The sequence below is a fragment of the Variovorax sp. AB1(2024) genome (assembly GCF_037482385.2).
GTDB lineage: Bacteria > Pseudomonadota > Gammaproteobacteria > Burkholderiales > Burkholderiaceae_C > Variovorax.
This window is the reverse complement of sequence record NZ_JBBHKP020000001.1, coordinates 1,159,389-1,184,453: the sequence shown is the minus strand read 5'-3', so window position 1 is coordinate 1,184,453 and position 25,065 is coordinate 1,159,389. Positions and strand designations below refer to the sequence as shown.

At 69.4% G+C, this 25,065-nt stretch carries 23 protein-coding genes; 9 read left to right on the top strand and 14 right to left on the bottom strand.

All coding sequences use genetic code 11. The features are described from left to right. Positions 1-25 precede the first annotated feature (25 nt). The 4 genes from WIX39_RS05690 (at position 26) to WIX39_RS05675 (ending at position 4,081) form a co-directional block, all read left to right on the top strand. Entirely contained in the window at positions 26-1,021 is a 996-nt protein-coding gene (locus WIX39_RS05690; RefSeq protein ID WP_081270038.1) for a Bug family tripartite tricarboxylate transporter substrate binding protein, read from the top strand. 141 nt (positions 1,022-1,162) lie between these two features. Continuing rightward, on the top strand, positions 1,163-1,954 hold the full coding sequence (locus tag WIX39_RS05685; protein ID WP_081270039.1) for a class II aldolase/adducin family protein: 792 nt from the start codon (positions 1,163-1,165) through the stop codon (positions 1,952-1,954). Positions 1,955-1,972: 18 nt separating this feature from the next. After that, positions 1,973-2,962 (top strand): 2-dehydropantoate 2-reductase, encoded by a 990-nt coding sequence (locus WIX39_RS05680; protein WP_106936108.1) that lies wholly within the window; start codon positions 1,973-1,975, stop codon positions 2,960-2,962. Between the two features lie 93 nt (positions 2,963-3,055). Next, entirely contained in the window at positions 3,056-4,081 is a 1,026-nt protein-coding gene (locus WIX39_RS05675) for a MerR family transcriptional regulator (protein ID WP_409194637.1), read from the top strand. 1 nt (position 4,082) lies between these two features. On the opposite strand, the gene WIX39_RS05670 is transcribed toward WIX39_RS05675, so the two are convergent. Then, complete coding sequence (locus WIX39_RS05670) at positions 4,083-4,985, bottom strand: DMT family transporter (protein ID WP_409194636.1); 903 nt, start codon at positions 4,983-4,985, stop codon at positions 4,083-4,085. A gap of 94 nt (positions 4,986-5,079) precedes the next feature. Between WIX39_RS05670 and WIX39_RS05665 the strand changes: the two genes are divergently transcribed. Continuing rightward, positions 5,080-6,027: a LysR family transcriptional regulator gene (locus tag WIX39_RS05665; protein WP_409194635.1), complete on the top strand. Its 948-nt coding sequence runs from the start codon at positions 5,080-5,082 to the stop codon at positions 6,025-6,027. Here WIX39_RS05665 and WIX39_RS05660 read toward each other — a convergent pair. Both WIX39_RS05660 and alr read right to left on the bottom strand, forming a co-directional pair. Further along, entirely contained in the window at positions 5,981-6,748 is a 768-nt protein-coding gene (locus tag WIX39_RS05660; RefSeq protein ID WP_409194634.1) for a hypothetical protein, read from the bottom strand. The two genes, WIX39_RS05665 and WIX39_RS05660, sit on opposite strands and share 47 nt — an antisense overlap. After that, positions 6,745-7,848: an alanine racemase gene (gene alr, locus WIX39_RS05655; protein WP_106936113.1), complete on the bottom strand. Its 1,104-nt coding sequence runs from the start codon at positions 7,846-7,848 to the stop codon at positions 6,745-6,747. Before alr ends, WIX39_RS05660 begins: the two co-directional genes overlap by 4 nt. A 178-nt stretch (positions 7,849-8,026) precedes the next feature. Here alr and lplT point away from each other — a divergent pair, with 178 nt between their 5' ends. The 3 genes from lplT to WIX39_RS05640 all read left to right on the top strand — a co-directional run bounded on the left by lplT (position 8,027) and on the right by WIX39_RS05640 (position 10,838). Continuing rightward, positions 8,027-9,331: a lysophospholipid transporter LplT gene (gene lplT, locus WIX39_RS05650; protein ID WP_081270045.1), complete on the top strand. Its 1,305-nt coding sequence runs from the start codon at positions 8,027-8,029 to the stop codon at positions 9,329-9,331. Positions 9,332-9,443: 112 nt separating this feature from the next. Beyond that, the gene (locus tag WIX39_RS05645) at positions 9,444-10,334 is read left to right on the top strand and encodes a DMT family transporter (protein WP_409194633.1); all 891 of its coding nucleotides are present in this window, start codon (positions 9,444-9,446) and stop codon (positions 10,332-10,334) included. Between the two features lie 12 nt (positions 10,335-10,346). Then, on the top strand, positions 10,347-10,838 hold the full coding sequence (locus WIX39_RS05640) for a glutathione peroxidase (protein WP_081270047.1): 492 nt from the start codon (positions 10,347-10,349) through the stop codon (positions 10,836-10,838). Positions 10,839-10,853: 15 nt separating this feature from the next. On the opposite strand, the gene WIX39_RS05635 is transcribed toward WIX39_RS05640, so the two are convergent. The 9 genes from WIX39_RS05635 to WIX39_RS05595 all read right to left on the bottom strand — a co-directional run bounded on the left by WIX39_RS05635 (position 10,854) and on the right by WIX39_RS05595 (position 20,454). Further along, a complete protein-coding gene (locus WIX39_RS05635) occupies positions 10,854-11,300 on the bottom strand; it encodes a carboxypeptidase-like regulatory domain-containing protein (RefSeq protein WP_106936116.1) in 447 nt (148 codons plus the stop codon). An 89-nt stretch (positions 11,301-11,389) separates the two neighbouring features. Further along, positions 11,390-12,622 (bottom strand): glycolate oxidase subunit GlcF, encoded by a 1,233-nt coding sequence (glcF, locus tag WIX39_RS05630; protein ID WP_106936117.1) that lies wholly within the window; start codon positions 12,620-12,622, stop codon positions 11,390-11,392. Between the two features lie 17 nt (positions 12,623-12,639). Beyond that, a complete protein-coding gene (gene glcE, locus WIX39_RS05625; protein ID WP_199851864.1) occupies positions 12,640-13,752 on the bottom strand; it encodes a glycolate oxidase subunit GlcE in 1,113 nt (370 codons plus the stop codon). A gap of 313 nt (positions 13,753-14,065) precedes the next feature. Beyond that, a complete protein-coding gene (locus tag WIX39_RS05620) occupies positions 14,066-15,568 on the bottom strand; it encodes an FAD-linked oxidase C-terminal domain-containing protein (protein ID WP_409194632.1) in 1,503 nt (500 codons plus the stop codon). Between the two features lie 119 nt (positions 15,569-15,687). Further along, positions 15,688-16,572: a LysR substrate-binding domain-containing protein gene (locus WIX39_RS05615; RefSeq protein WP_106936119.1), complete on the bottom strand. Its 885-nt coding sequence runs from the start codon at positions 16,570-16,572 to the stop codon at positions 15,688-15,690. Positions 16,573-16,598: 26 nt separating this feature from the next. Beyond that, entirely contained in the window at positions 16,599-17,531 is a 933-nt protein-coding gene (locus WIX39_RS05610; protein WP_106936120.1) for an SMP-30/gluconolactonase/LRE family protein, read from the bottom strand. A 184-nt stretch (positions 17,532-17,715) separates the two neighbouring features. Further along, positions 17,716-19,152 (bottom strand): ammonium transporter, encoded by a 1,437-nt coding sequence (locus tag WIX39_RS05605; RefSeq protein WP_106936121.1) that lies wholly within the window; start codon positions 19,150-19,152, stop codon positions 17,716-17,718. A 29-nt stretch (positions 19,153-19,181) separates the two neighbouring features. Next, positions 19,182-19,520, bottom strand: coding sequence for a P-II family nitrogen regulator (gene glnK / locus WIX39_RS05600; RefSeq protein ID WP_007833403.1), 339 nt, complete (start codon positions 19,518-19,520; stop codon positions 19,182-19,184). A gap of 67 nt (positions 19,521-19,587) precedes the next feature. Further along, positions 19,588-20,454 (bottom strand): TorF family putative porin, encoded by an 867-nt coding sequence (locus WIX39_RS05595; protein ID WP_081268199.1) that lies wholly within the window; start codon positions 20,452-20,454, stop codon positions 19,588-19,590. A gap of 216 nt (positions 20,455-20,670) precedes the next feature. Between WIX39_RS05595 and WIX39_RS05590 the strand changes: the two genes are divergently transcribed. After that, the gene (locus WIX39_RS05590) at positions 20,671-22,215 is read left to right on the top strand and encodes a YifB family Mg chelatase-like AAA ATPase (protein ID WP_106936122.1); all 1,545 of its coding nucleotides are present in this window, start codon (positions 20,671-20,673) and stop codon (positions 22,213-22,215) included. 25 nt (positions 22,216-22,240) lie between these two features. Here WIX39_RS05590 and WIX39_RS05585 read toward each other — a convergent pair whose 3' ends face one another. Together WIX39_RS05585 and tagF are read right to left on the bottom strand one after the other, a co-directional pair. Beyond that, positions 22,241-24,193: a serine/threonine protein kinase gene (locus tag WIX39_RS05585; RefSeq protein WP_106936123.1), complete on the bottom strand. Its 1,953-nt coding sequence runs from the start codon at positions 24,191-24,193 to the stop codon at positions 22,241-22,243. Positions 24,194-24,224: 31 nt separating this feature from the next. Beyond that, complete coding sequence (gene tagF / locus WIX39_RS05580) at positions 24,225-24,938, bottom strand: type VI secretion system-associated protein TagF (RefSeq protein WP_081268130.1); 714 nt, start codon at positions 24,936-24,938, stop codon at positions 24,225-24,227. Positions 24,939-25,065: the final 127 nt, after the last annotated feature.

The following is a 25,065-nucleotide window of genomic DNA, read 5'->3' as shown; positions in this document are numbered from 1 at the left end:
TAACCAACGTCCGGAGAGAGACACCATGAGCTTCACGCGCCGCCAGATCCTGCAGACCTCCAGTGCATCCGCCCTGATGGCCAGCCTTGGCCAGAACGTCTTCGCGCAGGCGACGACACACATAGAGACCGCGACCATCGTCACCGGCTTCGCGGCCGGCGGCACGTCGGACACCACCTGCCGTCGCCTGGCGACCAAGCTCAGCCCCGAGTACGCGAAGACCGCCGTGGTCGAGAACCGCACCGGCGCGGGCGGCCAGATCGCGGTGGGCTACGTGAAGGGCCGCCCGGCCGACGGCAGCACCATCCTGCAGACGCCGACCTCGATCCTCACGATCTACCCGCACATCTACAAGAAGCTGCCGTACGACCCGGTGACTGACATCACGCCGGTGAGCCTGGCCTGCGTGTTCGACTTCGGCTTTGCCGTGGGCCCGGCCGTGCCGGCCAGCGTGAAGACCGTGCCGGAGTTCCTGGCCTGGGCCAAGGCCAACCCGGCCGGCGCCAACTACGGCTCGCCGGCATCCGGCTCCACGCCGCACTTCATCGGCGCGCTGCTGGGCAAGAAGGGCGGCGTCGAGCTCAAGCACGCGGCCTACCGCGGCACGCAGCCGGCCATGCTCGACCTGCTGGGCAGCAACATCTCCGCGGTGTCGGGGCCCATCGGCGACATCACGCAGCACCTGCCCACCGGCAAGGTGCGCATCCTGGGCGTGTCGGGCGCCAAGCGCAGCCGCTTCGTGCCCGACGTGCCCACCTTCGGCGAACAGGGCCTGAAGGACATGGCGCACAGCGAGTGGTTCGCCTTCTTCCTGCCGGCCAAGGCCTCGCCCGAGCTGGTGGCGAAGCTGAACACGGCGATGAAGAACGCGCTCGCGCAGAAGGACGTGATCGACGGCCTCGGCACCTTCGGCCTGGAAGCGATGTCTTCCACGCCCGCCGAGCTGACGGAACTGTTGAAGAAGGACACCGCCAAGTGGGGCCCGATCGTGAAGGACGTCGGCTTTACAGCGGAGGGATAGGACCACCCCGTTTCTTGCTCACTTCGTGTAGCCGAATCCCCCTCAAGGGGCAACACCAGCGGCCCGGCAAAGCCGGTTCCGCGGTGTTCCCCGCGAAAGCCTCGGAAAGCACAACGAGCAAGCCATTTAAAAGGAACTGCCATGAACACTCTCGCCACCCCGGCCGCCTCGGCGCTGGTCCATCCCTCGATCCACCCCGACGAGCGCGCCGCGCGCGAGGAGCTCGCGGCCTGCTACCGCGTGTTCGCGATGCTGGGCTGGGTCGAGATGATCTACAACCACATCACGGTGCGGCTGCCCGACAGCGTGACGGGCGGCGAGAAGCAGTTCCTCATCAACCCCTTCGGCCTGCACTACAGCGAGGTCACGGCCAGCAACCTGGTGAAGATCGACCTGCGGGGCAGGGTGCTCGACGGTTCGTCTTACCCGGTGAACCCGGCCGGCTTCACGGTGCACGCGGCCATCCACGACGGCCTGCCCGGCGCGCACTGCGTGATGCACACGCACACCACCGCCGGCGTGGCCGTGGCCTGCCTGCAGGGCGGGCTGCAGCAGACCAACTTCTATACCGCCCAGCTGCACGGCATGGTGGCGTACCACGACTTCGAGGGCATCACCATCCATGCCGACGAAGGCCCGCGCCTGCTCAGGAGCATCGGCGACCGCAACGCGGTGATCCTGCGCAACCACGGCCTGCTGGCCTGGGGGCAGACGCTGCCGCAGACCTTCGCGATTTTGTGGACGCTGCAGCGCGCCTGCGAGATCCAGATGGCCACCTTCTCGATGGGCGCGGCCATTCCGGTGAGCGAGGAGATCGCGCAGCGCTGCACGCGCGACGCGCTGCAGTTCAGCCCCGAGCACGGCGCCGGGCAGGATGTGTTCAATGCGCTCGTGCGCCAGGTGGACCGCATCGACCCTTCGTACCGCAACTGAACTGAGGCGAGCTTTCCCATGAAGATTTGCATCTACGGCGCCGGTGCCATCGGCGGATGGATCGGCGCCGGCCTGGCGCAGGCGGGCCAGCGGCTGAACGTGGTGGCGCGCGGCGCGACGCTCGAGGCGCTGCGGCGCGACGGCCTGTCGCTGATGCGCGGCAGCACGGGTGGAGAGGTGCGCACGCGCGTGCCCGTCAACGCGGTGGCCGACCCTGCCGACCTCGGCGTGCAGGACCTGGTGGTCATCGCCGTGAAGGCGCCCGCGCTGGCCGGCGTGGCCGAGCGCATCGGGCCGCTGATCGGCGCCGACACCATCGTGCTGGTGGCGATGAACGGCGTGCCGTGGTGGTTCCTGGAAGGCGGCTTCGGCGGCGAGATCACCGGCCACCGGCTCGCGGCGGTCGACCCCGAAGGCGCCATCGCCAAGGCCATTCCGTCGCGCAACGTGATCGGCTGCGTGGTGCACGCGAGCTGCTCGCTCGACGGGCCGGGCGTGGTGCGGCATCACTTCGGCAACGGGCTGATCGTGGGCGAGCCTTCGGGCGAGGCCACGCCGCGCGTGCGGAAGCTGGTGGAGCTGCTCAGCGCCGCGGGCATCGACACCACGCTGTCGCCGCAGATCCAGAAGGACGTGTGGTTCAAGCTGTGGGGCAACATGACGGTGAACCCGATCAGCGCGCTGACGGGCTGCACCACCGACCTCATCATGGGCGACGACTATGTGCGCGGCTTCATCTCGGCGGTGATGCTGGAGGCCAAGGAAATCGGCCGCCGCATCGGCATCGAGATCACGCAGAGCCCGGAAGACCGGCACGCCGTCACCATGAAGCTCGGCGCGTTCAAGACGTCGATGCTGCAGGACGTGGAAGCCGGCCGCTCGGTGGAACTGGACGCGCTGGTGACCGTGGTGCGCGAGCTGGGTGAACTGACCGGCGTGGCGACGCCGTTCACCGACGCGCTGCTGGGGCTGGCGCGCCTGAGGACGCGGCAGCTCGGCCTGTACTGAGCCGATCCGGGCCCCCGTCGCAAGATCGCTTGACCCGGCCCCTGCGGCCGCCTCGATAAAGGCGCTGTCCGTTCCAAGCCAAGAGGTGATCTCGTGAATTCTCCAGCCGCCCGATTCCTGAACCCTGCCGAGGCCGCCCGGCGGCTCGGTGTTTCCGCCAAGGCGCTGCGCCTGTACGAGCAGCGCGGGCTGTTGACGCCGGCCCGCACCGAGGCCGGCTGGCGCTCCTACGGACCCGGCGAAATGGCCCGGGGCGCGGAGATCGCCGCGCTGCGCAAGCTCGGCCTGAGCCTCGCGCAGGTGGCGCGCGTGCTGCAAGGCGACGCCGCGGGGCTGGAGCCGGCGCTGGCGGCGCACCAGGCGATGCTCGAGGGGCGCGTTCGCCAGCTCGGCGACACCATGGAGAAAGTGCGCGGCCTGCGTGCCGGCCTCGCGCGCGGCCAGGCGCCGGCAGCCGGCGAGCTGGCGCGCCTGCTGAAGCCGGCCGAGGGGCTTTGCATCGCCTTCGATCTGCCGTGGCCCTGGGGCGGCGAGCGCTTCGAGCTGCGCGGCATACGGCCGCTGAACTACATCGTCGGCCCGCTGGGCAGCGGCAAGACACGGCTGGCGATGCGCCTGGCCGAGACCATTCCGGGCGCCGCATTCCTCGGGCTGGACCGGACGGCGAGCCCCGGCGCGGCCCTCGCACCGGCTGTCGCACCGGCTGTCGCCGAAGCCCTGGCGTGGCTGGTGGAGGACGGCGCCACGGCCTCCGACGCGCTGGCCGCCCTGCTGGCCGGGCTGGCGGCAGAAGGACCCTCGGCGCTGGTGGTCGACCTGGTGGAACAGGGGCTGGACCCTGCGACCCAGCAGGCGCTCATCGCGCACCTGCGCCGGCGCGGCCCAGGCGTCAGGCCGCTCTTCATGCTCACGCGCTCCTGCGTGATCCTCGACCTGGCCGCGGTGGGCGACGACGAATCGATCATCCTCTGCCCCGCCAACCACAGCCCGCCGACGCTCGTCGCGCCGTACCCTGGCGCCGCCGGCTACGAAGCCGTCGCCAGTTGCCTCGCCACGCCGGAAGTGCGGGCGCGCACGGAAGGCGTCATCGCCTGGCGGCCGAGAAGGGAAGCGGCCTGAATCAACGGTGATCGGGCCCGGGCAGCGTCACCCACCACGCCGCCGCCACGATCAGCAAGCCCCCGGCCCATCCCCAGGGCCCGATGCGCTCGCCGAACCCGTGCACCGCGATCAGCGCACCGAACACCGGCTCGCTGCCCATCAGCAGCGACACCCGGCTCGGGCTGGAGCGCGAGGCCGCACGGTTCTGCGCGAAGAATGCGAACACGGTGCACAGCAGCACCAGGTACGCCATGCCCCACCAGAAAGACGCGGTGGCCGGCGGCATGTGCCACGCGCCGTTGGCCGGCGAGGCGACCAGCGCGATCGCCGCCGCGCCGAGCGCCATCACGCCGGCCTGCACCGCCGTGAGCGTCAGCGCCGGCAGCGCGTGGCGGCCGGCCAGCCGGCGCGTCAGGCACACCATCACAGCGCGCAGGAAGGCGGCGGCCACCATGAGCCCGTCGCCCCAGCCGAGCGACAGGTCGGCGGGCGAAGTAGCCGACAGCATCGCCGCGCCGAGCGCCGACAGCCCCGCCGCCCAGAACACGCGCCGCGCCGGCCGCCGGCCCAGCAGCCACCATTCGACGAAGGGCGTGATCGCCACGCACAGGCTGACGAGAAAGGCCGCGTTGCTCGCGCTGGTCAGCGACACGCCGAAGGTCTCGCACACGAAGATCGCCAGCAGGTTGGCGCCGAGCAGCCCGCCCACCGCCAGGCCCTGGCGCCATTGCGCCCCGAACAGCGGCCCGAGCGCCGGCAGCAGCACCACGAAAGTCAGCCCGAAGCGCAGCGCGATGAACTCCAGCACCGGCAACTGCTGCGTCGCCTGCTTGGCCACCGCGTAGCTGCCGCCCCAAACGGCCGCCACGAGCAGCAGCATGATTTCGGCCGAGCCGATGCCTGCCCGCGTCTTTGAATCCATACTGTCGGCCCGCCGTCGATGAACAACCCAGGGGGAATTGTTCCGGGCATCAACCGGGCCGCACAGCCATCGGCCGGAACAGGACTATTGCGTCGTGGGAACGAATTCATTTCTCAAAGTGCTGCCCGAGATGGTGACCTTCCTGCGGGTCGCCGAGCTGGGCAGCTTCTCCGCGGCAGCCGATCTGCTGGGCATGACGCCCTCGGCCGCGAGCCGGCAGGTGAAGCGTCTGGAAAAGGAGATCGGCGTGCAGCTGCTGCAGCGCACCACGCGCCAGCTGAGGCTGACCGAGCCCGGCGCCGAGGCCTTCGCGCGCTGCCGAGAACTGGTGCTGGCGGCGCAGGGCACGATGGACATCGCGCAGCGCTTTTCGAAGACGCCGAGCGGGCTGGTGCGCATCAGCGCGCCGAAGGCCTTCGCGCGGCGCGTGCTGCATCCGCACATCCTCGACTTTCTCGGGCGCTACCCCGAGGTCGACGTGCAGCTCGTGGTGGCCGACCGCGACGTCGACCCGATCCGCGAGGGCGTGGACCTGGTGGTACGGCTGACCACCGAGCCGCCCGAGGGGCTGGTGGCACGCCGGCTGATGGCGGTCGAGCACATCCTGTGCGCGGCGCCGGCCTATCTGGTGCGGCATGGCGCCATCGCGCATCCGCTCGATCTGCCGGCGCACAGCTGCCTGTCGCTGGGCGAGCACGAGCGCGACAACCACTGGCGCTTCAGGCAGGGCGACGAAGAGGCCGAGGTGGTGGTGCGCGGGCGCTATGTGTCCAACCACAGCGAGGTGCGGCTTGACGGCGCGCTCGCGGGGCTGGGCGTGGCCTGCCTGCCGGCGTTCATCGCCCGGCCGGCACTGGACGACGGCCGCGTGGTGCGGGTGCTGGCCGATTGGGAGTTCCAGGGCAACTATCGCGGGCACGCCTACATCCTGCACCCGCCCGACCGCTTCATGGCGCCCAAGTGCCGGGTGCTGATCGAGCACCTGCTGGGCGCGCTCAGTGCGTCTTCGTCAGGACGCGAACGGCCTCGGGCAGCGAGTTGACCTGCGGCATGAAGCGATCGAGCAGCGCGCCGAGCGCGACCGCGCAGATCACCGCGCCCAGCAGCGGCTTCCACGTCAGCCGCACGGCGGCCATGAGCCAGCCTTCGCGCGCCACGCGCACCGCGGCGCGCGCCGACACGTAGGAGAACGCGATCTCGATCGCCACCGCCAGCAGCGCGTCCCAGCTGAAGTACAGCAGCACCAGCGACCCCGCGCCGAGCACCACGGCCACGCAGATCAGGAAGACCGCGACGATCGGCACGACGATGATCGCGCCCTCGTCGGCACTGCCCGCGACTTCGAGCGCGCCGCCGACCATGTCGGAAAGGCCGCCGTCACCGCCACCACCACCTCCTCCGTCCCCCAGGTTCACGTGGCCGTGCGAACCGCTGCCGCTGCCGCCGCCGCGTCCGCCGCCGAACTCGACATCGGGCGCATCGAGGTCGACATCCAGCGCCCGCCCCTCGACCAGCCGCTTGGCCCACCAGCGCAGCACCAGCAGGTAGCCGAGGTACCCCACGCCCAGCGTGAGGAAGTAGCGCACCGCCAGCGAATCGACGTGCAGCAGGTGCATCTGCAGCGCCGACACGCACCACATGAGCAGCAGCGTGAAGCTGCCGATCAGGATGCCGTGCGTGCGCAGGCTGTAGTTGCGGTGCAGGTCGCGTTCGACCTGCGTTTCCCAAAGGCGCACGGAGCGCCAGTTGGAAAGAACCTTCATTCGCCTTCGGTGGCGGCGGCGAAGGGCACGCGCTGGGCCACGGCGCACATGAGCTCGTAGCCGACGGTGCCGGCGGCCCGCGCGACTTCGTCGATGGGCAGCACCGCGCCGGTCTTCGCCGAGTTGCCCCACAGCGTGACCTCGCTGCCGAACCCGGCGTCGGGCACCGGCGTGAGGTCGACGGTGATCATGTCCATGCTCACGCGCCCGACCATGCGGGTGCGCACGCCGTTCACCAGCACCGGCGTGCCGGTGGTGCAGTGGCGCGGATAGCCGTCGGCATAGCCGACCGCCGCGACGCCGATGGTGAGCGGCCCCTCGGCCGTGAAGCTGGAGCCGTAGCCGATGGTGTCGCCGGCCTTCAGCGTCTGCACCCCGATGAGCTGGGTCGACAGCGTCATGGTCGGCTGCAGCTGCCAGTGCGCGGCGTCGTGTTCCGGGTAGTCGGGGGCGCTGCCGTACAGCACGATGCCGGGGCGCACCCAGTCGCCGCGCGTCAGCCTGGCGTGGCGCAGCGTGGCCGCGCTGTTGGCGATGGAGCGCTCGCCCGGCAGGTCGCGCGTGAAATGCTCGAACACCTCGAGCTGGTGGGCGATGCCGCGCGGGCCGTCGGCGTCGCTGAAGTGCGTCATGAGCGAAATCTCGTCGACCTGGGTCAGCGCGTTGAGGCGGGTCCAGGCGGAGCCGAAGCGCTCGGGCGTGAAGCCCAGGCGGTTCATGCCCGAATTCATCTTCAGGAACACGCGCTGCGGCTTCAGGGTCTTGTGGGCGGCGAGCATGTCGATCTGCTCGTCGCAGTGCACCGCGTGCCACAGGTCCAGGCGCGAGCACAGCTCCAGGTCGCGCGCGTCGAACACGCCTTCGAGCAGCAGCACCGGGCCGCGCCAGCCGAGCGCGCGCACGCGTTCGGCCTCGGCCAGGTCGAGCATCGCGAAGCCGTCGGCCCCGCGCAGGCCTTCATAGACCCGCTCTATGCCATGGCCATAGGCATTGGCCTTGACGACGGCCCATACCCGGGCTTCGAGGGCCGAGCGGCGTGCGCGCTCGAGGTTGTGACGCAGCGCGTCGGTGTGGACGGTGGCGAGAATGGGGCGCGGCATGGGGGCTCTGGCAAGTCGGAGAAAATGCAGACCACGTTTTAGCACCTTCGGGAATGGGGTCGAACACCGTGGGGATGCGCAATTGCGCGCCGCACCCCCGTGCTATAACCGCCCATTCGCCTCGGACGCGACACTTTTTCACTACCGCCAGCAGACCCTCTGGCCAGCCAGCCCATCGATGAAGCGCGGTTTCTACACGATCATGTCGGCCCAGTTCTTTTCGTCGCTGGCCGACCAAGCGCTCTTCGTTGTTGCGGTCGACCTGATGCGGACTTCGGGCGCACCCGAATGGCAGCGGGCCGCACTGGTACCGATCTTCGCGGTCTTCTACGTGGTGCTCGCCCCGCTGGTGGGCGCCTTCGCCGACGCCTTGCCCAAGGGCAAGGTCATGTTCATCAGCAATGCGATCAAGGTGCTCGGCTGCCTGATGATGCTGTTCGGCTCGCACCCGCTGCTGTCCTACTCCATCGTCGGGCTGGGCGCGGCGGCGTATTCGCCGGCCAAGTACGGCATCCTGACCGAGCTGCTGCCGGCCTCCCAGCTGGTCAAGGCCAACGGCTGGATCGAGGGCCTGACCATCGCCTCGATCCTGCTGGGCATCGTGCTCGGCGGCGCGCTGGTGGGCCATGCGGTGTCCAGCAAGCTGCTGGCCTTCGACTTCCCGTTCATCGACACCGGCATCAACTCGCCGGCCGAGGCGGCGATCACGGTGCTGATCTTCGTCTACGCGCTGGCCGCGTGGTTCAACACGCGCATTCCGCACACCGGTGTCGAGATGCGCCCGCTGCGCTCGAACCCCGAGCACGGCCTGGCGCGCAACATCGCCGCGCTGCTGCCCGACTTCTGGCACTGCAACGCCCGCCTCTGGCGCGACCGCCTCGGCCAGATCTCGCTGGCCACCACCACGCTCTTCTGGGGCGCGGGCGGCAACCTCAAGTACATCGTGCTGGCGTGGGCCGCGCTGGCGCTGGACTACAACACCACCCAGGCCTCGGCGCTGACCGGCGTGGTGACCATCGGCACCGCCGTGGGCGCCATCGTGGCGTCGATGCGCATGCGGCTGGACATGGCCACCCGCGTGATCCCCATGGGCATCGCGATGGGGCTGATGGTGATCGCGATGAACTTCATCGGCAACGTCTGGCTGGCGGTGCCGTTCCTCATCATGCTGGGCGGCCTCGGCGGCTTCCTGGTGGTGCCGATGAACGCGCTGCTGCAGCACCGCGGCCACAACCTGATGGGCGCGGGCCGCTCCATCGCGGTGCAGAACTTCAACGAGCAGGCCTGCATCCTGCTGCTGGGCGCCTTCTACAGCGTGTGCACCGGCCTGGGCCTGTCGGCCTACGGAGCGATCAGCGCATTCGGCCTCGTGGTGGCCGGCTGCATGTGGATCATCAAGCGCTGGCACGAGAACAACCTGAAGAAGTACCCGGAAGAAGTCGAACACCTGCTGGCCATCGCCCGCAGCGACAAGCATCATTGAACTCCCCCAGGCTGCGCGCACTTCGTGTCGCTTCGCCTACCCCCTCGCCGGGGGCAACACCGGCGGCCCGGCAAAGCCGGTTCCGCGGTGTTCCTGAGAAATACGCGCCGTCATGCCCGCCCTCGCACTGATGTTCAATGCCTTCGTCTGGGGCGTTGCCTGGTTTCCGTTCCGCCAGATGGCCGGCCATGGGCTGCATCCGCTGTGGACCACCTGCCTGATCTACCTGGCCATCGCGGTCGTGATGGGTCTCGTGCGGCGTCACGCCTGGCGGGGCTTCGCGGCTTTTCCGGGGCTGGTGCTGCTGGGGCTGGCGGCCGGGCTCACCAACGTGGGCTTCAACTGGGCGGTGACGCAGGGCGACGTGGTACGCGTGGTGCTGCTGTTCTACCTGATGCCGCTGTGGAGCGTGCTGCTGGGCTGGCTGCTGCTGGGCGAGCGGCCCACCGGCGGCGCGCTGGCGCGGGTGGCGCTGGCGCTCACCGGCGTGGTGGTGGTGCTGAAGGCGCCCGGCACCGACTGGCCGGTGCCGTCGAGCCTGCCCGACTGGCTGGGCGTGGGCGCCGGCTTCAGCTTCGCGGTGACCAACATCGTGCTGCGCCGCCTGCGCGCGGCGCCGGGCGAATCGCGCGCGCTCGCCATGTTCTGCGGCTGTTCCACGGTGGCGGGCGTGGCCGCGCTGGCGGGCACGGCCTTCGGCGCCATCGATTCGCCGATGCTGGCGTCGCCCGGCTGGCTCGGCTGGGCCGCGCTGCTGGGCACGGGCTTCATCGTCGCCAACGTGTGCCTGCAATACGGCGCGTCGCGGCTGGCGGCCAGCGCGACCTCGGTGATCATGCTGTCGGAAGTGCTGTTCGCGAGCGTGTCGTCGGTGGCGCTGGGCGCGGCCACGCTGGACGCGCGCATCCTGATGGGCGGCGCGCTGATCGTGCTGGGCGCCCTCTGGTCGGCGTTTGCGCGAACGCCCGTGCCGCGCGATGATCGCGCTCCCGCTCCCACCTGAGGAAAAACCCGCATGACCAGCATCTACGACTTCGAGGCCAACCAGATCGACGGCAAGCCGGTGAAGCTCTCCGCCTTCAAGGGCAAGGTGCTGCTGATCGTGAACACGGCCAGCAAATGCGGCTTCACGCCGCAGTTCGCCGGCCTCGAGGCGCTGCACGAAAAATACGCGGACCAGGGGCTCACGGTGCTGGGTTTCCCGTCGAACCAGTTCGGCTCGCAGGACCCAGGCACCAACGAGGAAATCGGCGCCTTCTGCACCAGGAACTACGGCGTGAGCTTTCCGATGATGGAGAAGATCGACGTCAACGGCAGCAATGCCGCGCCGCTGTACCAGTGGCTCACCAAGGAAAAGCCGGGCCTGCTGGGCAGCACCGCCATCAAGTGGAACTTCACGAAGTTCCTGGTCGGGCGCGACGGCACCGTGCTCAAGCGCTATGCGCCGCTGGACACGCCGGCTTCGCTCACGCGCGACGTGGAAGCGGCATTGGCGGCGGCGGGCTGACCCCGCCGCAAGCCGTCAGAAGCGGAAGTCGGCGGTCTTGGAGCCGCCGCTGCCCACCGTCACCGTCTGGGACTTCGCGGCGCCACCGGCCGTGGACGCATCGATGACATAGCGCCCGGCGGGCACGTCGACCAGGCAGACCGGGCCGTTGGCGCGGAACGCCAGCGCCGCGGCGTTGCTGGCGTCGCCGCCCTTGATCGTGACGTCCACATTCGCCAGGTAGGCGCCGTCGGCACGTGCGAACAGCAGCGCCAGCGGATGTTCCTTCATGGCCGCGCGCATCGCCTGCGATTCGTCCGAGCCGATGCCGCCGCACACATAGCGTGCCGAGCCGGCGCCCTGCCACGCCGGCATGGCGCCCTGTGCCTGCGCCGCCACGGCGCCGGCTGCGCAGATGCCCGCGAGCAGCGCGCGCCGCAGCAGCCTGGAAGAAGAAACGAGGGGGGCGGAAACATGGGACATGGCACTGGCTCCTTGCGAAATCGGTGCCGCCATGATGCGCCGCCACGCGCCTTCGCGCGAGTCGGACCGCGCCCTCCCCTGCTGTGCGATCAGGCCGCGTCCAGCGCGGCGTCCAGCAGCTCGATCCAGTGCCGCACAGGCGTGTCGCCGCTGCCGCTTTGCAAGTGCGTGATGCAGCCGATGTTGGCCGAGGCGATGACCTTCGGCTGCAGCTGCTTCAGGTGCCCGAGCTTGCGGTCGCGCAGCGGGTAGGCCAGCTCGGGCTGCAGCACCGAGTAAGTGCCGGCCGAGCCGCAGCACAGGTGCGATTCGTTCATGGCCACGCGCATGTCGAAGCCCAGCGCGCGCAGCTGCGTCTCGACGCCGCCGCGCAGCTTCTGGCCGTGCTGCAGCGTGCAGGGCGGGTGATAGGCCACCACGCCCGCAGGCGCCTTCACGCGGGCCTTTAGCAAGGGCACGAGGTCGGGCAGCAGCTCGCTCAGGTCGCGCGTGAGTTCGCTGATGCGCGCGGCCTTCAGCGCGTAGGCCGTGTCGTGCTGGAGGATGTGGCCGTACTCGCGCACGGTGACGCCGCAGCCCGATGCGTTCATGACGATGGCCTCGACCTCGTTGCGCTCCACGAAGGGCCACCAGGCGTCGATGTTGGCGCGCATCTGCGCCTTGCCGCCGTCCTGGTCGTTCAGGTGGAACTTCACCGCGCCGCAGCAGCCCGCTTCGGGCGCAATCAGCGCCTGGATGCCGGCCGCGTCGAGCACGCGCGCGGTGGCGCTGTTGATGTTCGGCATCATCGACGGCTGCACGCAGCCCGCGAGCATGAGCACCTTGCGCGCATGCGTGGCGGTGGGCCAGGCACCGGCTTCCTGCTTCGCGGGCACCTTGGCCTTCAGGGCCTCGGGCAGCAGGCCGCGCACAGCCTGGCCGAGCTTCATCGCGGGGCCGAAGAGCGGCGACGGCAGGCCTTCCTTCAACAGCCAGCGCTTCGCAGATTCGGCCGCGGGGCGCGGCACTTTCTCGTCGACGATCTTGCGGCCGATGTCGACGAGGTGGCCGTACTGCACGCCGCTCGGGCAGGTGCTCTCGCAATTGCGGCAGGTGAGGCAGCGGTCGAGGTGCAGCTGCGTGCTGCGCGTCGGCGCCTTGCCTTCGAGCACCTGCTTGATGAGGTAGATGCGCCCGCGCGGTCCGTCGAGCTCGTCGCCGAGCAGCTGGTAGGTCGGGCAAGTGGCGGTGCAGAAGCCGCAGTGCACGCATTTGCGCAGGATGGCTTCGGCCTCGCGGCCCTCGTCGGTGCCGCGGAATTCGGGGGCGAGTTCGGTTTGCATGGTTGTTCTTGTCGTGCTCAGGAGGACGCGAGCAGGCGGCCGCGATGGAAGAGGCCGTGCGGATCGAACTCGCGCATCAGCGCGCGCTGGATGCGTTCGATGGGCGCGCTCATGCTGTCGAACCGCGGTACGTGGGTTTGCGCGGCAGCGGCAGGCAGGCGGAACAGCGTGGCATGGCCGCCCGCCGCGCGTGCGATCTCGCGGATGCGCACGGCCTGCCCGGGCGGCGCCTTGTACCAGCGCTGGCCGCCGTGCCATTCGATGAGCGGCGCGGCGGCGCCGTCGAGCGCCAGCACGGGCGCGGTCTGCGGCACGCTGAGGCGCCATAGCGCATCGCCGCCTTCGTCGGCGGAGAACCACGGCAGCTGCTGGTCGCGCAGCGACTGCCAGTCGGCGGCCGCGCGCAGGTCGTCCTTGCGCTCGCCGCCCAGATGCGCGCATGCGGCCTCCACGGCGGCGACGGCGCCGCGCAGCCGCAGGTACAGCGCGCCCGCGCCGGCGTATTCGAACCAGCAGCTCGCATTCAGCGGCAGCGGCCGGCCGCCCCACTCGTTGAGCAGCCGCAGCGCATCGGCCTGGCCGCAGGCGAATTCGAGCGTGGCTTCGGCCGGCGGGACAGGCAACACCTTGAGGCTCACCTCCGCGATCACGCCCAGCGTGCCGAGCGAGCCCGCGAGCACGCGCGACACGTCATAGCCCGCGACGTTCTTCATCACCTGGCCGCCGAAGCTCAGCACCTCGCCGCGTCCGTTGACGAGCGTGGCGCCGAGCACGTAGTCGCGCACTGCCCCGACGCTGGCTCGCGCAGGGCCACTGAGCCCCGCCGCGACCATGCCGCCGACGGTTCCGTCGTTGCCGAAGCGCGGCGGTTCGAAAGGCAGGCACTGGCCTTTGTCGGCGAGTGCCGCTTCGAGTTCGGCAAGCGGCGTTCCGGCCCGCACGGTGACGACCAGTTCGCTCGGTTCGTAGCTGGTGATGCCGGTGAGCGAGCGCGTGTCGAGCACCTCGCCTGGCGGCGTTTCGCCGTAGAAGTCTTTCGTGCCACCGCCGCGAATGGACAGGGGCGTGGCTTGTGTCGCGGCGGCACGGATGCGCTCGACTATCTGGTGGAGGGCGGTGTCGATGCTCATCGGGCTTGTTGTCTTTGATGTTGTTGTTCGGGGCGAGTGCACAGGCCACCGGGTACTCCCCTCCGCGAATGTCCCCCGCCTTCGGCTCCTCCTTTATTTCGCTGCGGGGAGCACCCGGCGCCCTGTGCACATCGGGCGCTCTCCCCGTGCTGTCGGATCAACCGCTGCGTCCATCGATCACGACGGCGGGGTACCTTGCGCAGCGAAATAAAGGAGGAGGCCGCAGGCCGGGGGACATTCGCGGAGCAAGGTACCCCGTCGGCGTGAGCGCGCCCCGAACGAGCCCGACAAGAAAAAACAAGACAACCCTTCATCAGAACCTCGGCAGATCCGGATGCGACAACTTCCCCCCTCGCACCACCTGCTTGCCGTACTCGGCACAGCGCTGCAGCGTGGGGATCACCTTGCCGGGGTTCAGCATCCCTTCGGGATCGAACGCGCGCTTCACCCCGAACATCTGCTCGTTCTCCGCCGCAGTGAACTGCACGCACATGCTGTTGAGCTTCTCCACGCCCACGCCATGCTCGCCCGACACCGTGCCGCCCATGGCTACGCTGGTCTCCAGGATGTCCGCGCCGAAGAGCTCGCAGCGGTGCAGCTCGTCGGGGTCGTTGGCGTCGAACAGCACCAGCGGGTGCAGGTTGCCGTCGCCCGCGTGGAACACGTTGCAGCAGCGCAGGTTGTATTTTTTCTCCATCTCCTGGATGGCCAGAAGAATGTCGGCGAGCCGCTTGCGCGGAATCGTGGAGTCGAGGCACATGTAGTCCGGGCTGATGCGGCCCGATGCGGGAAACGCGTTCTTGCGCCCGCTCCAGAACTTCATGCGCTCTTCCTCGCTGGTGCTGCAGGCGATGGCGGTGGCGCCGCAGCCGCGCAGCACGGCGGTCATGCGGCCGATTTCTTCTTCCACCTCCTCGGGCGTGCCGTCCGATTCGCACAGCAGGATGGCGGCGGCGTCGAGGTCGTAGCCCGCGCGCACGAAGTCTTCGACCGCGGCGGTCATGGGCTTGTCCATCATTTCCAGCCCCGCCGGGATGATGCCCGCCGCAATCACCGCGGCCACCGCGTCGCCGGCCTTTCGCACGTCGTCGAAGCTGGCCATGATGCAGCGCGCGAGCTGCGGCTTGGGCACCAGCTTGACGGTGACCTCGGTGGTCACGGCCAGCATGCCCTCGCTGCCGATGACCAGCGCGAGCAGGTCGAGCCCCGGTGCGTCGAGCGCGTCGCCGCCGAACTCGAGGGGCTCGCCCTCGGCCGTGAAGCCGCGCACGCGCAGCACGTTGTGCAGCGTCAGGCCGTACTTGAGGCAGTGCACGCCGCCCGAGTTCTCGGCCACGTTGCCGCCGATGGTGCAGGCGATCTGGCTGGACGGATCGGGCGCGTAATAGAGGTTGAAGGGCGCGGCAGCCTCGCTGATGGCCAGGTTGCGCACGCCGCACTGCACCACCGCCGTGCGGCTCACCGGGTCGATCTTCAGGATGCGGTTGAACTTGGCGAGCGACATCGTCACGCCCATGGTGTGCGGCATGGCGCCGCCCGACAGCCCGGTGCCCGCGCCGCGCGCCACCACGGGAACGCCGAGCTGGTGGCAGGTCTTGAGCACGGCGGCCACCTGCGCCTCGGTCTCGGGCAGGGCCACCACCAGCGGACGCGCCCGGTAGGCGGTGAGGCCGTCGCACTCGTAGGGCGTCGTGTCTTCGTCGTGCCAGATCAGCGCGTGGGCGGGCAGGTGCGCCTGCAGCGCGCGGACCACCTGGGACTGGCGCTCTGTTTTCTGTAGCGAATCGTGGTGCGTGGGGGTGAGCGGCGCGTTCATCGGCGGGCCTCTTTTCTTCTGTTCGCGGATGTCTCGGGTGTACCGCACTCTACGGACATTCCGGCAGCCCCGGGTTGATGGATTTTTGCCGGGTGCTTGAGAGAACTTTGCCGGCGGCGTCAGCGCAGGCTCTGTTCGAGCCAGTCGGCGAAGGCCGCGCACTCCCAGCGTTCCAGCGTGCCCGGCTGCCAGCAGATGTAGTGCCGGTGCGGCGACGCCACCGCCCGGTCGGACAGCGCCACCAGCCGCCCCGACTCGAACCACGCCGCGCCCATCTTCTGGCGCACCAGCGCCACGCCGAAGCCGCTGGCAGCGGCGTCGTACACCAGCCCCAGGTCGTTGAACTGCGAGCCGACGTGGGGCTCGGGCTGGTCGAGCCCGCAGCTCGCGAACCAGGTGCCCCAGGGCTCGAGCGGGCTGCGGATCAGCCGCGCGCTTGCGATCTCGGCCGCGCTGCGAAAGCCGTGGAACGGCCCGAACTCGTTGAGGTAGCTCGGGCTGCAGGAGGGCACCACCTGCTCCTCGAGCACGAGGCGGTGCTCGCAGTCGGCGTACCCGCCGGGGCCGTAGCGCACCTCCAGGTCGGCCTGCTCGGCCGTCACGTCGAGCAGCGGAATGGACACCTGCAGCACCAGTTCGATGTCGGGATAGATGTTGCGGAACAGCTCGAGCCGGGGCATGAGGAACTGCCGGCTGAAGGTCGGCGTGACGGCGATGCGAAGGCGCGTCGCGCGCTGAGCCGCGCCGCCGCCCAACGGCGTGGCCTGCAGTGCGGCAAGCCCGGTGCGCACGTTCGCAAGATAGGCCGCGCCGTCGGCCGTGAGGCTGAAGTCGCTGCGCCCGAACAGCTTGAAGCCCACGTGCGCCTCGAGCTGGCGGATGCGGTGGCTCACCGCGCTGGGCGTGACGCACAGCTCGTCGGCCGCGCGGCCCGCATGCCGCAGCCGCGCCACCGCCTCGAAGGTCAGCAGGCACTGGATCGGCGGAATGTGCTGCAGAGCCATGCGCGCCTGAGAACCCTCTTCGGCCTTCAGTCTTCGAAGAAGCTCACCGGCAGTCCCGGCGTGTCGACCCGCATCGCGATCACCATGCCCGAGGCCGGGCGCTGCGCGATCTCGTCAGCCGGGCGGCCCTTGCGGGCGCTGGTGACGAACAGCGTCTTCAGGTCGTCGCCGCCGAAGCAGGGCATGGTCGGGCACTGCACCGGTACTGCGACGGAGGCCACGCGCTCGCCCGAGGGCGAAAAACGCAGCAGCTGCGCGCCTTCGAACATGGCCACCCAGTAGTGGCCCTGCGCATCGATGGTGGCGCCGTCGGGGCGGCCGTCGTAGTGCAGCGGCGACGCGGGCGTCCAGCCTTCGGGCTTGGCGCCGAACTGCTGGAACACTCGCACATGCGAGAGCGAATTGGCCTCGGCGTCCCAGTCCCATGCATGCACCACGTGCGCCGCGGTGTCGGCCCAGTAGAGGGTGCGGGCGTCGGGCGAGAAGGCGAGGCCGTTGGCGGTGGTGGCCTGGTTGGCCATCTGCGTGATGGTGGGCGAGATGCCGGTGTCGCTGCGCGCGTCGAGGCAGTAGAGCGCGGCGTTGGGCCGGTCCTTGGCCTCGTTGAGCGAGCCGCCCCAGAAGCGGCCCAGCGCGTCGCACTTGCCGTCGTTGAAGCGCATGGTGCGCACGTCGTGCTCCACGCGCGCCATCGCGGCCAGCTCGCCGCCCCATTCGCGCGCACGGTAGATGCCGTCGCGCAGCGCAATGACGAGGCCGCCGCGCCGCGCCGGTGCCATGCAGCCGGGCTCGGTGGGCAGGGCCCAGCGCTCGACCGTGGCGCCCGGCGTGCCGATGTCGCCGCGCGTTCGCAGCACGGCGCGGCCGGGAATGTCGAGCCAGTAGAGCGATCGTTCCTGAGGGTGCCAGAACGGCGATTCGCCGAGCTCGCAGAGGCTGTCTTCGATGGAGGTCCACATGGTGGGCCGATTGTGCTCCCGCCCATTGCGCCTGCGGCCAAAAAAAAGCCCGCCGGCGCCGGAGCGCTTGCGGGCTGAACATCCAAAGGAGACCTCGCTTGAAAAACTTGTTCTTCAGTTCAGTAGCACCGCGGAACCGGCTCTGCCGGGCCGCAGGTGCTGCCCCCTGCAAGGGGGCTTCGGTTTACCTGTTGTATGCGGTTTCGCCGTGGGAAGAAATGTCGAGGCCTTCGCGCTCTTCTTCTTCCGACACACGCAGGCCGAGGGTCAGGTCGGCGATCTTGTAGGCGATGAAGGCCACCACGCCGGACCACACGACCGTGAGCGCCACGCTCTTGATCTGGATCCAGACTTGCGCGCCCATCGAGAAGGTGTCGGGCGTCGCGCCGCCGGTGCCGCCGAGGCCCTTGGCCGCGAACACGCCGGTCAGGATGGCACCCAGGATACCGCCCACGCCGTGCACGCCGAACACGTCGAACGCGTCGTCCGCACCCAGCATGCGCTTCAGGCCGCCGACACCCCACAGGCAGACCAGGCCGGCCAGCAGGCCCAGCACGATCGAACCCATCGGGCCGACGAAACCGGCGGCGGGCGTGACGGCCACGAGGCCGGCGACGGCACCGGATGCTGCACCCAGCATCGAGGCCTTGCCCTTGTGCAGGCTCTCGCCCAGGATCCACGACAGCGCGGCGGCAGCGGTGGCGAGCACCGTGTTGATGAAGGCCAGGCCGGCCAGGGCGTTGGCGGCACCAGCCGAGCCGGCGTTGAAGCCGAACCAGCCGACCCACAGCAGCGAAGCGCCGACCATGGTGAGCGTGAGCGAGTGAGGCGTGAACGCTTCCTTGCCGTAGCCGACGCGCTTGCCGACCATGTAGGCACCCACGAGACCGGCCACACCGGCGTTGATGTGCACCACGGTGCCGCCGGCGAAGTCCAGCGCGCCGTCCTTGCCCAGCAGGCCGCCGCCCCACACGATGTGGGCGATCGGCACGTAGCTGAAGGTGAACCACAGCACCGAGAACAGCAGCACGGCCGAGAACTTGGCGCGCTCCGCGAAGGCGCCGACGATCAGCGCCACGGTGATGGCCGCGAACGTGCCCTGGAAGGCGACGAACACGTATTCGGGAATGGTGGTCAGCGCACCGAAGGTTTCCTGCGTGATGCCCTTCATGAAGATCTTGTCGAATCCTCCGAAGAAGTTGCCGTCACCCGAGAAGGCCAGGCTGTAGCCGTAGACGGCCCACAGGATGCTGATGAGCGAGAAGATCACGAAGACCTGCATCAGCACCGACAGCATGTTCTTCGAACGGCCCAGGCCGCCGTAGAACAGCGCGAGGCCGGGGATGGTCATCAGGATCACGAGGAGGGTCGAAGTCAGCATCCAGGCGGTGTCGCCGGAGTCGATCTTCGGAGCCGGGGCAGCGGCGGGTGCGGCCGCGGGCGCCGCTGCGGCGGGTGCCGCGGCTGCATCGGCCGGAGCCGCCGCGGCGGGCGCTGCCGCTGCGGGAGCCGTTGCGGCCGGTGCCTCGGCAGCAGGCGCTGCCGGGGTCTGTGCGAAGCCGGAAGTACCGGCGGCAAGCACGCTCAAGCCGAGCGCAAGAGAGACAAGCAGTTTTTTCATAATCGTTGTTCTTTCGGGCCAGGACTCGATCAGAGGGCTTCGCGGCCCGTTTCGCCGGTGCGGATGCGAACGACCTGCTCGAGGTTGTAGACAAAAATCTTGCCGTCGCCGATCTTGCCGGTACGGGCGGCGCCTTCGACGGCTTCGATCACGCGATCCACGAGGTCGTCGGAGACGGCCGCCTCGATCTTCACCTTGGGCAGGAAGTCGACCACGTACTCCGCGCCGCGGTAGAGCTCGGTGTGGCCCTTCTGGCGTCCGAAGCCCTTCACCTCGGTGACGGTGATCCCCTGCACGCCGATGGCCGACAGTGCTTCGCGCACCTCGTCGAGCTTGAACGGTTTGATGATGGCTGTGACCAGCTTCATGAGTTTTCTCCTTTGGATGGAAATGAAACGATGCGGCAGCTTGGGCCGCATCTCGTTGTTCTGCTGCTTACAGCGTCTTCGTCAGCGTGAGGATGAAGCGCGCCTTGTTCGGCGAGTAGGTGGTCTGGCCGATGGGGCCGAAGCCGAGGTCGATGCCCGGGTTGGACACCGCGAGGTACGAGCTCTTCTTGTTGGCGCCCTGCACCGAGCCGGTCAGCGACAGGCCGTTGCCGAAGTCGTAGCTCGCGCCCACGTTGTAGTCCACGTAGCTCTTGTAGCCCAGGCTGCGGATGTCGCTGGACATGTTGGTGTAGCCCACGGCCGCCTTCAGCGTGACCTTGGGCACGATTTCCTTGCTGTACGACAGGTTCAGGTAGCCGGTGTTGGTGCCCTTCAGGCCCGAGCCGGCCTTGTTGCCGGCGTAGCCGAAGTAGTCCTTCGACACGGTGTGCGAGTACTTGGCGGTGAACGAACCGAAGGTTTCGTTGGCATAGGTCGCGCCGACGTACAGCTCGGTGGTGTTGCCCGCCGAGTTGCCCGGGTAGATGTAGGTGAGCGCACCCACGTCCATGTCGAGCGGGCCGGCCTTGAACTTGTAGCCGCCGTAGATGTCGCTCTCGATGCTGTTGCCCTTCTGCCAGTTGACGCTGGAGTTCCAGTTGCCCACGTAGAAGCCGCTGCTGCCGAAGGCGTAGTCGAAGCCGCCCTGGATCGCGGGCTTGAAGCCCTTGGTCTTGGCGTAGTCGTTCTTGCCGATCATGTCCTGGTCCTGGCCGCGGAACTTGTAGTTCGTGGTCAGCGAGACGTTGCCCGTGAAATCCGGGGCGGGCGCGGCGGCCGGGGCATCGGTCGTCGCCTGGGCCAGGGCTGCGCCCGAAGCGGTCAATGCAGCGGCCAGAACGATCATCGCCTTGGCGGCGGTACGGTGCGTCATCGGGAAACTCCTCGCAAGTGTGTTGTTGGACCTGAGAGGCTCAAAGCAGGGAGCGTGCCAAACTGCACAAATACCTGTGCCCCATGCGACTCGCCCGCGTCGTGTTGTGAGCGAAATCGTTACAACGCTTGTTTCGAGCGGTTGCGGCTTTCAACAGGTTCGCACCACCGCGGACACACCACAGATGGACGCACCATCTTGGGGACAGGGAGAGAAATGAGTTTGTCTTTGGTGCAGGGCCGAGCCTTGCTGGGGCTGGAAGCGGCCAGTGTCACGGTCGAGGTGCATCTGGCCAACGGCCTGCCCAGCTTCACGCTGGTCGGCCTGGCGGAAACCGAGGTCAAGGAAGCCCGCGAACGCGTGCGCTCGGCTATCCAGAACGCGGGGCTCGAATACCCCAACAACAAGAAGATAGTGGTGAACCTGGCCCCCGCGGACCTGCCCAAGGACTCCGGGCGCTTCGACCTGCCCATCGCGCTGGGCATCCTCGCGGCCAGCGGGCAGATCGACGGCGCCAGGCTGGCCGGACACGAGTTCGCGGGCGAACTGTCGCTCTCGGGCGAGCTGAGGCCGGTGCGCGGCGCCCTGGCCATGGCGCTGGCCCTGCACACGCGCGGCGTGGCGACGCGGCTGGTGCTGCCCCTGGACAGTGCGCACGAGGCCGCTCTGGTGCCCGACGGCGAGGTCTATGGCGCACGGCATCTGCTGGATGTGGTGCGGCAGTTCGTGGTCGACACCGAGGCAGCCTCGCAATGGCCCGATCCGCCGCCCGACGGCTGGGCGCGGATCCGTGCGGCGCCCGGCGCCAGCGCACCGCGCTACGCCGACCTGGCCGACGTCAAGGGGCACGCGGGCGCCAAACGCGCGCTGGAAATCGCCGCGGCCGGCGGCCACAGCCTGCTGATGATGGGCGAGCCGGGATCGGGCAAGTCGATGCTCGCGCAGCGCTTCGCGGGGCTGCTGCCGGCCATGAGCATCGAGGAGGCGCTCGAGAGCGCGGCGGTGGCCAGCCTGGGCGGCCGCTTCGCGACGGAGCGCTGGATGCTCCGGCCCACGTCTGCGCCGCATCACACGTCCAGCGCGGTGGCACTCGTAGGTGGCGGTTCTCCGCCCCGGCCCGGAGAGATCTCGCGCGCGCACCACGGCGTTCTCTTCTTGGACGAGTTTCCGGAATTCGCCCGCTCGGCGCTGGAGGCGCTGCGGGAGCCGCTGGAAACCGGCACCATCACCATTGCCCGCGCCGCCCGGAGTGCCGAATTCCCGGCCAGATTCCAGTTGATCGCCGCGATGAACCCCTGCCCTTGCGGCTACCTGGGTTCCGCTTCAAAAGCCTGCCGCTGCACGCCCGACCAGATCTCGCGCTACCAGGGCAAGCTCAGCGGCCCGCTGCTCGACCGCATCGACCTGCACATCGAGGTGCCCGCGGTGTCGGCGCAGCAACTGCTAGACGCGCCCCCCGGCGAATCGACGGAGAGCATCCGCGGCCGGGTGATCGCCGCGCGCGAACGTGCGATGCAGCGCCAGGGGTACGCCAACCAGTCGCTGCAGGGCAGCGCGATCGACCAGCACGCCGGCCTCGACGATGCGGCCCGCAAGTTCATGTTCAACGCGGCGGCCAAGCTGGGATGGTCCGCGCGCAGCACGCACCGCGCGCTGAAGGTGGCACGCACGATCGCGGACCTGGGGTCGGCGCAGGCGGTGCAGGTGGAGCATCTGGCGGAGGCGGTGCAGTACCGGCGGGCGCTGCGGGGCAGCGCCTGAAGAATCCGGAGGCAGCTGCAGCCCGCTACTTGAACTCGTGACTCACCACAGGCGCCGACTTGCTGTCCTGCACGGTCACCCGTTGCCGATACACCTCGAGGTCGCCGTTGCGCACCTCGATGTTGTAGATGCCGGGACGCAGCGGCAGCGACTTGAGCGGCGGGCTCACGCCGCGGTCGGCGCCGTCGACGAAGACCTGGCCCCAGGGGCGGATGTTGAGCACCACGCGGCCCATGCCCGGTGCGGCGGCGGTCGCGTCGGGCGCGGCCGGCACCGTGGGAGGAGACAGCCGGTTCAGCTCGGCAATGGCGTTGCGGGCGTCGCGGGCGTGCAGCCCTCGGCGGTAGCGGCGCAGGTAGGCCTCGTAGCCTTCGCGTGTGTTCTCGGCCTGGGCCAGGCTCCAGTCTTCCGCCTCGGCGGTCGCAAGCGCCGTATCGGCCGGTGTCGTGGCCGGCGGATTGACCGGCACGTTCTCGATCGGCGTCAGCGGTGCGCCGGCCGGCGTGGCAGGCGTTGCGGCCGGCGCACCGGCGACCGTGGTGCCGGCGCTGCCGCCAACAGCGGCCGGGGCCGTCGTCGGGCCTCCATCGGTGACAGGCGGAGTGGCTGCTGCCGGCGTGCCCGATGCGGCACCGGCATCGGTGGCCGGCGGAGGCATCACCGCGGGCGGCGACATGTTGCTCGACATCGGCGAAGCCGGCGGCGGCACCGGCACCATCGCGGTGGAGGTCTGCTGCGGCTTCATGCCGGAGGTCAGGCGCAGCCCGATCCAGCCACCCACGGCCACGAGCGCGAACACCAGCACACCCACCATGACCCAGGGCGGACGGCGCGACGACGCAGCTTTCTGCGTCCTGGTCTTCTTCACTGCCGGCGCCGGTGCCGGGGCCGGCGCCTCGACGGCAGCCACCGGCAAGGGTTCCAGCGGCACCGGCCCCGACATCGGCGAGAACTGCTGCGGCGCGAGCGGCGGAGGCGGAGGTGTCGACGACACGGGCGCCGCAGGAATGATCACCGCCGGCACGCCCATGCCGCTCACATAGATGTCGCCCAGCTTGACCAGCCCCAGTTCTGCGGCGAAGGCGGCCACGGTCTGCGTGCGGTCCTTGCTGTGCACGGCCAGGGTGTGGTCGACCGCGGCGCAGAAGCCCGGGCTCAGGTCGTCGCGGCCCATCGAAGACAGCGGCACGTAGGCGTCCTGCACGCTGCGCACCACGGCCGAGGGCGGCGGATGGCCGGTCACCGCACGGTAGAGCACGGCGCCCAGCGCGTACAGGTCGGTCCAGGGGCCCTGCAGCAGGGTGTTGTCGTCGGCGTACTGCTCGATGGGCGAGTAGCCCGACTTCACCATCACCGCCACCTCGTCGACCAGGTCGGCGATGGACTTTCGCGCCGCGCCGAAATCGAGCAGCACCGGCAGGTCGTCGGGCTGGATGAAGATGTTGTCGGGCGCGATGTCGCGGTGGAAGCACTGGCTGCGGTGCAGCGTCTCCAGTGCCCCCAGCAGCGGCCCCAGCATGCCGAGCAGCCAAGCCTCGTTAATGCGGCCGGGTTCGTCTTCGGCAAGGCGCCTCAGGGTGCGGCCCTTGTAGAGCTGGATCGCCATGTAGGCGGTCGAGTTGGCCTCCCAGAAACGATGCACGCGCACGAGCGCGGGATGGCTGAACTGCGCGAGTGTGCGCGCCTCGTTGATGAAACTGCGCAGCCCCGCCTGGAAGGTGGCCGCGAGGCGCTCGGAGCGCACGAGCACGCTGTCGTCGCCCACGCGGCGCGCGAGCATCGACGGCATGTATTCCTTGATGGCCACTTCGCGCTGCAGCGAGTGGTCGTACGCGCGGTAGACGATGCCGAAGCCGCCCTCGCCGATCACCTCGAGCAGTTCGAATTCATCGAGCCGGTGGCCCGGCTCCAGCGGATGCGGGCGTTCATCGGCTGGCGTATCGGCCGCCGCGCCTGCGCTGCCCTGCGTGGTGCTCATGCGTCTTCTCCTCCCTCGGGATGTCGGCTTTTCATGCCCATGGCACATGCCCCTGCGAAAACAACTTGGAAAACAGCGGTGTGTTGAGCCCGCCGCCATGGGCCGCGGTGCGCAACGGCGAACCGTCGGCCTGGTTGGTCCACCAGTAGCTGGTGCTGCCGAGCGGGTCGAAACACAGTGGAAGCTCCGGCCAGCCGAGCCGCTGCTGGGCGCTCGCGCCACCCGCTGTAGGCCCGAGGATCGAGAGAATGTCGTCCGAGCCGCCGCTGGCCGTGTGAAAGCCGGCGCGGCCCGCGGCCAGCACCTGGCCGTCGAACTGGTCCGGCGCCACGCCGTGGCGGATGGCCTGCAGCAGCGCGCTGCCGCATTGCCAGTACCACGCTGCCGAGCCCTCCAGCACCGACGGCCGGTAGTTGCGCGCGGCCACCTGCAGGGTGACGCACACCGGGTAGTAGCGGCCCACGCGGTCGCAGCTCGGCGCGAGGCAGCCGAACTGCACGGCATCGACGCCCTGCGTGGCGGGAATCGCGAAGTTCCACACCGGCGCCACGGCGTAGTGCCGCGTCATGGCGTCGGGCCAGCGCTTGAAGCTGCCCAGGCCGTTCTGCATCCAGCGGTCCCACCACGCCTGCAGTTCGCGCGGCATGCGGCGGTAGAGAAAGTCGCCGGCGGCGGGCAGCTTGCCGTACCAGCCGATCTGTTCGTCGACGGGCACCCAGGCCTGCGGGGGAATGCTGCTGTTCATTGCGTATGCCTCCCGACAACCTCGCGGCATATGCCAAGAGCACCGCGGAACCGGCTTTGCCGGGCCGCCGGTGTTGCCCCCTGCACGGAGGGCGGAGAAGCGGCACGAAGTGCGCGAAGCCTGGGGG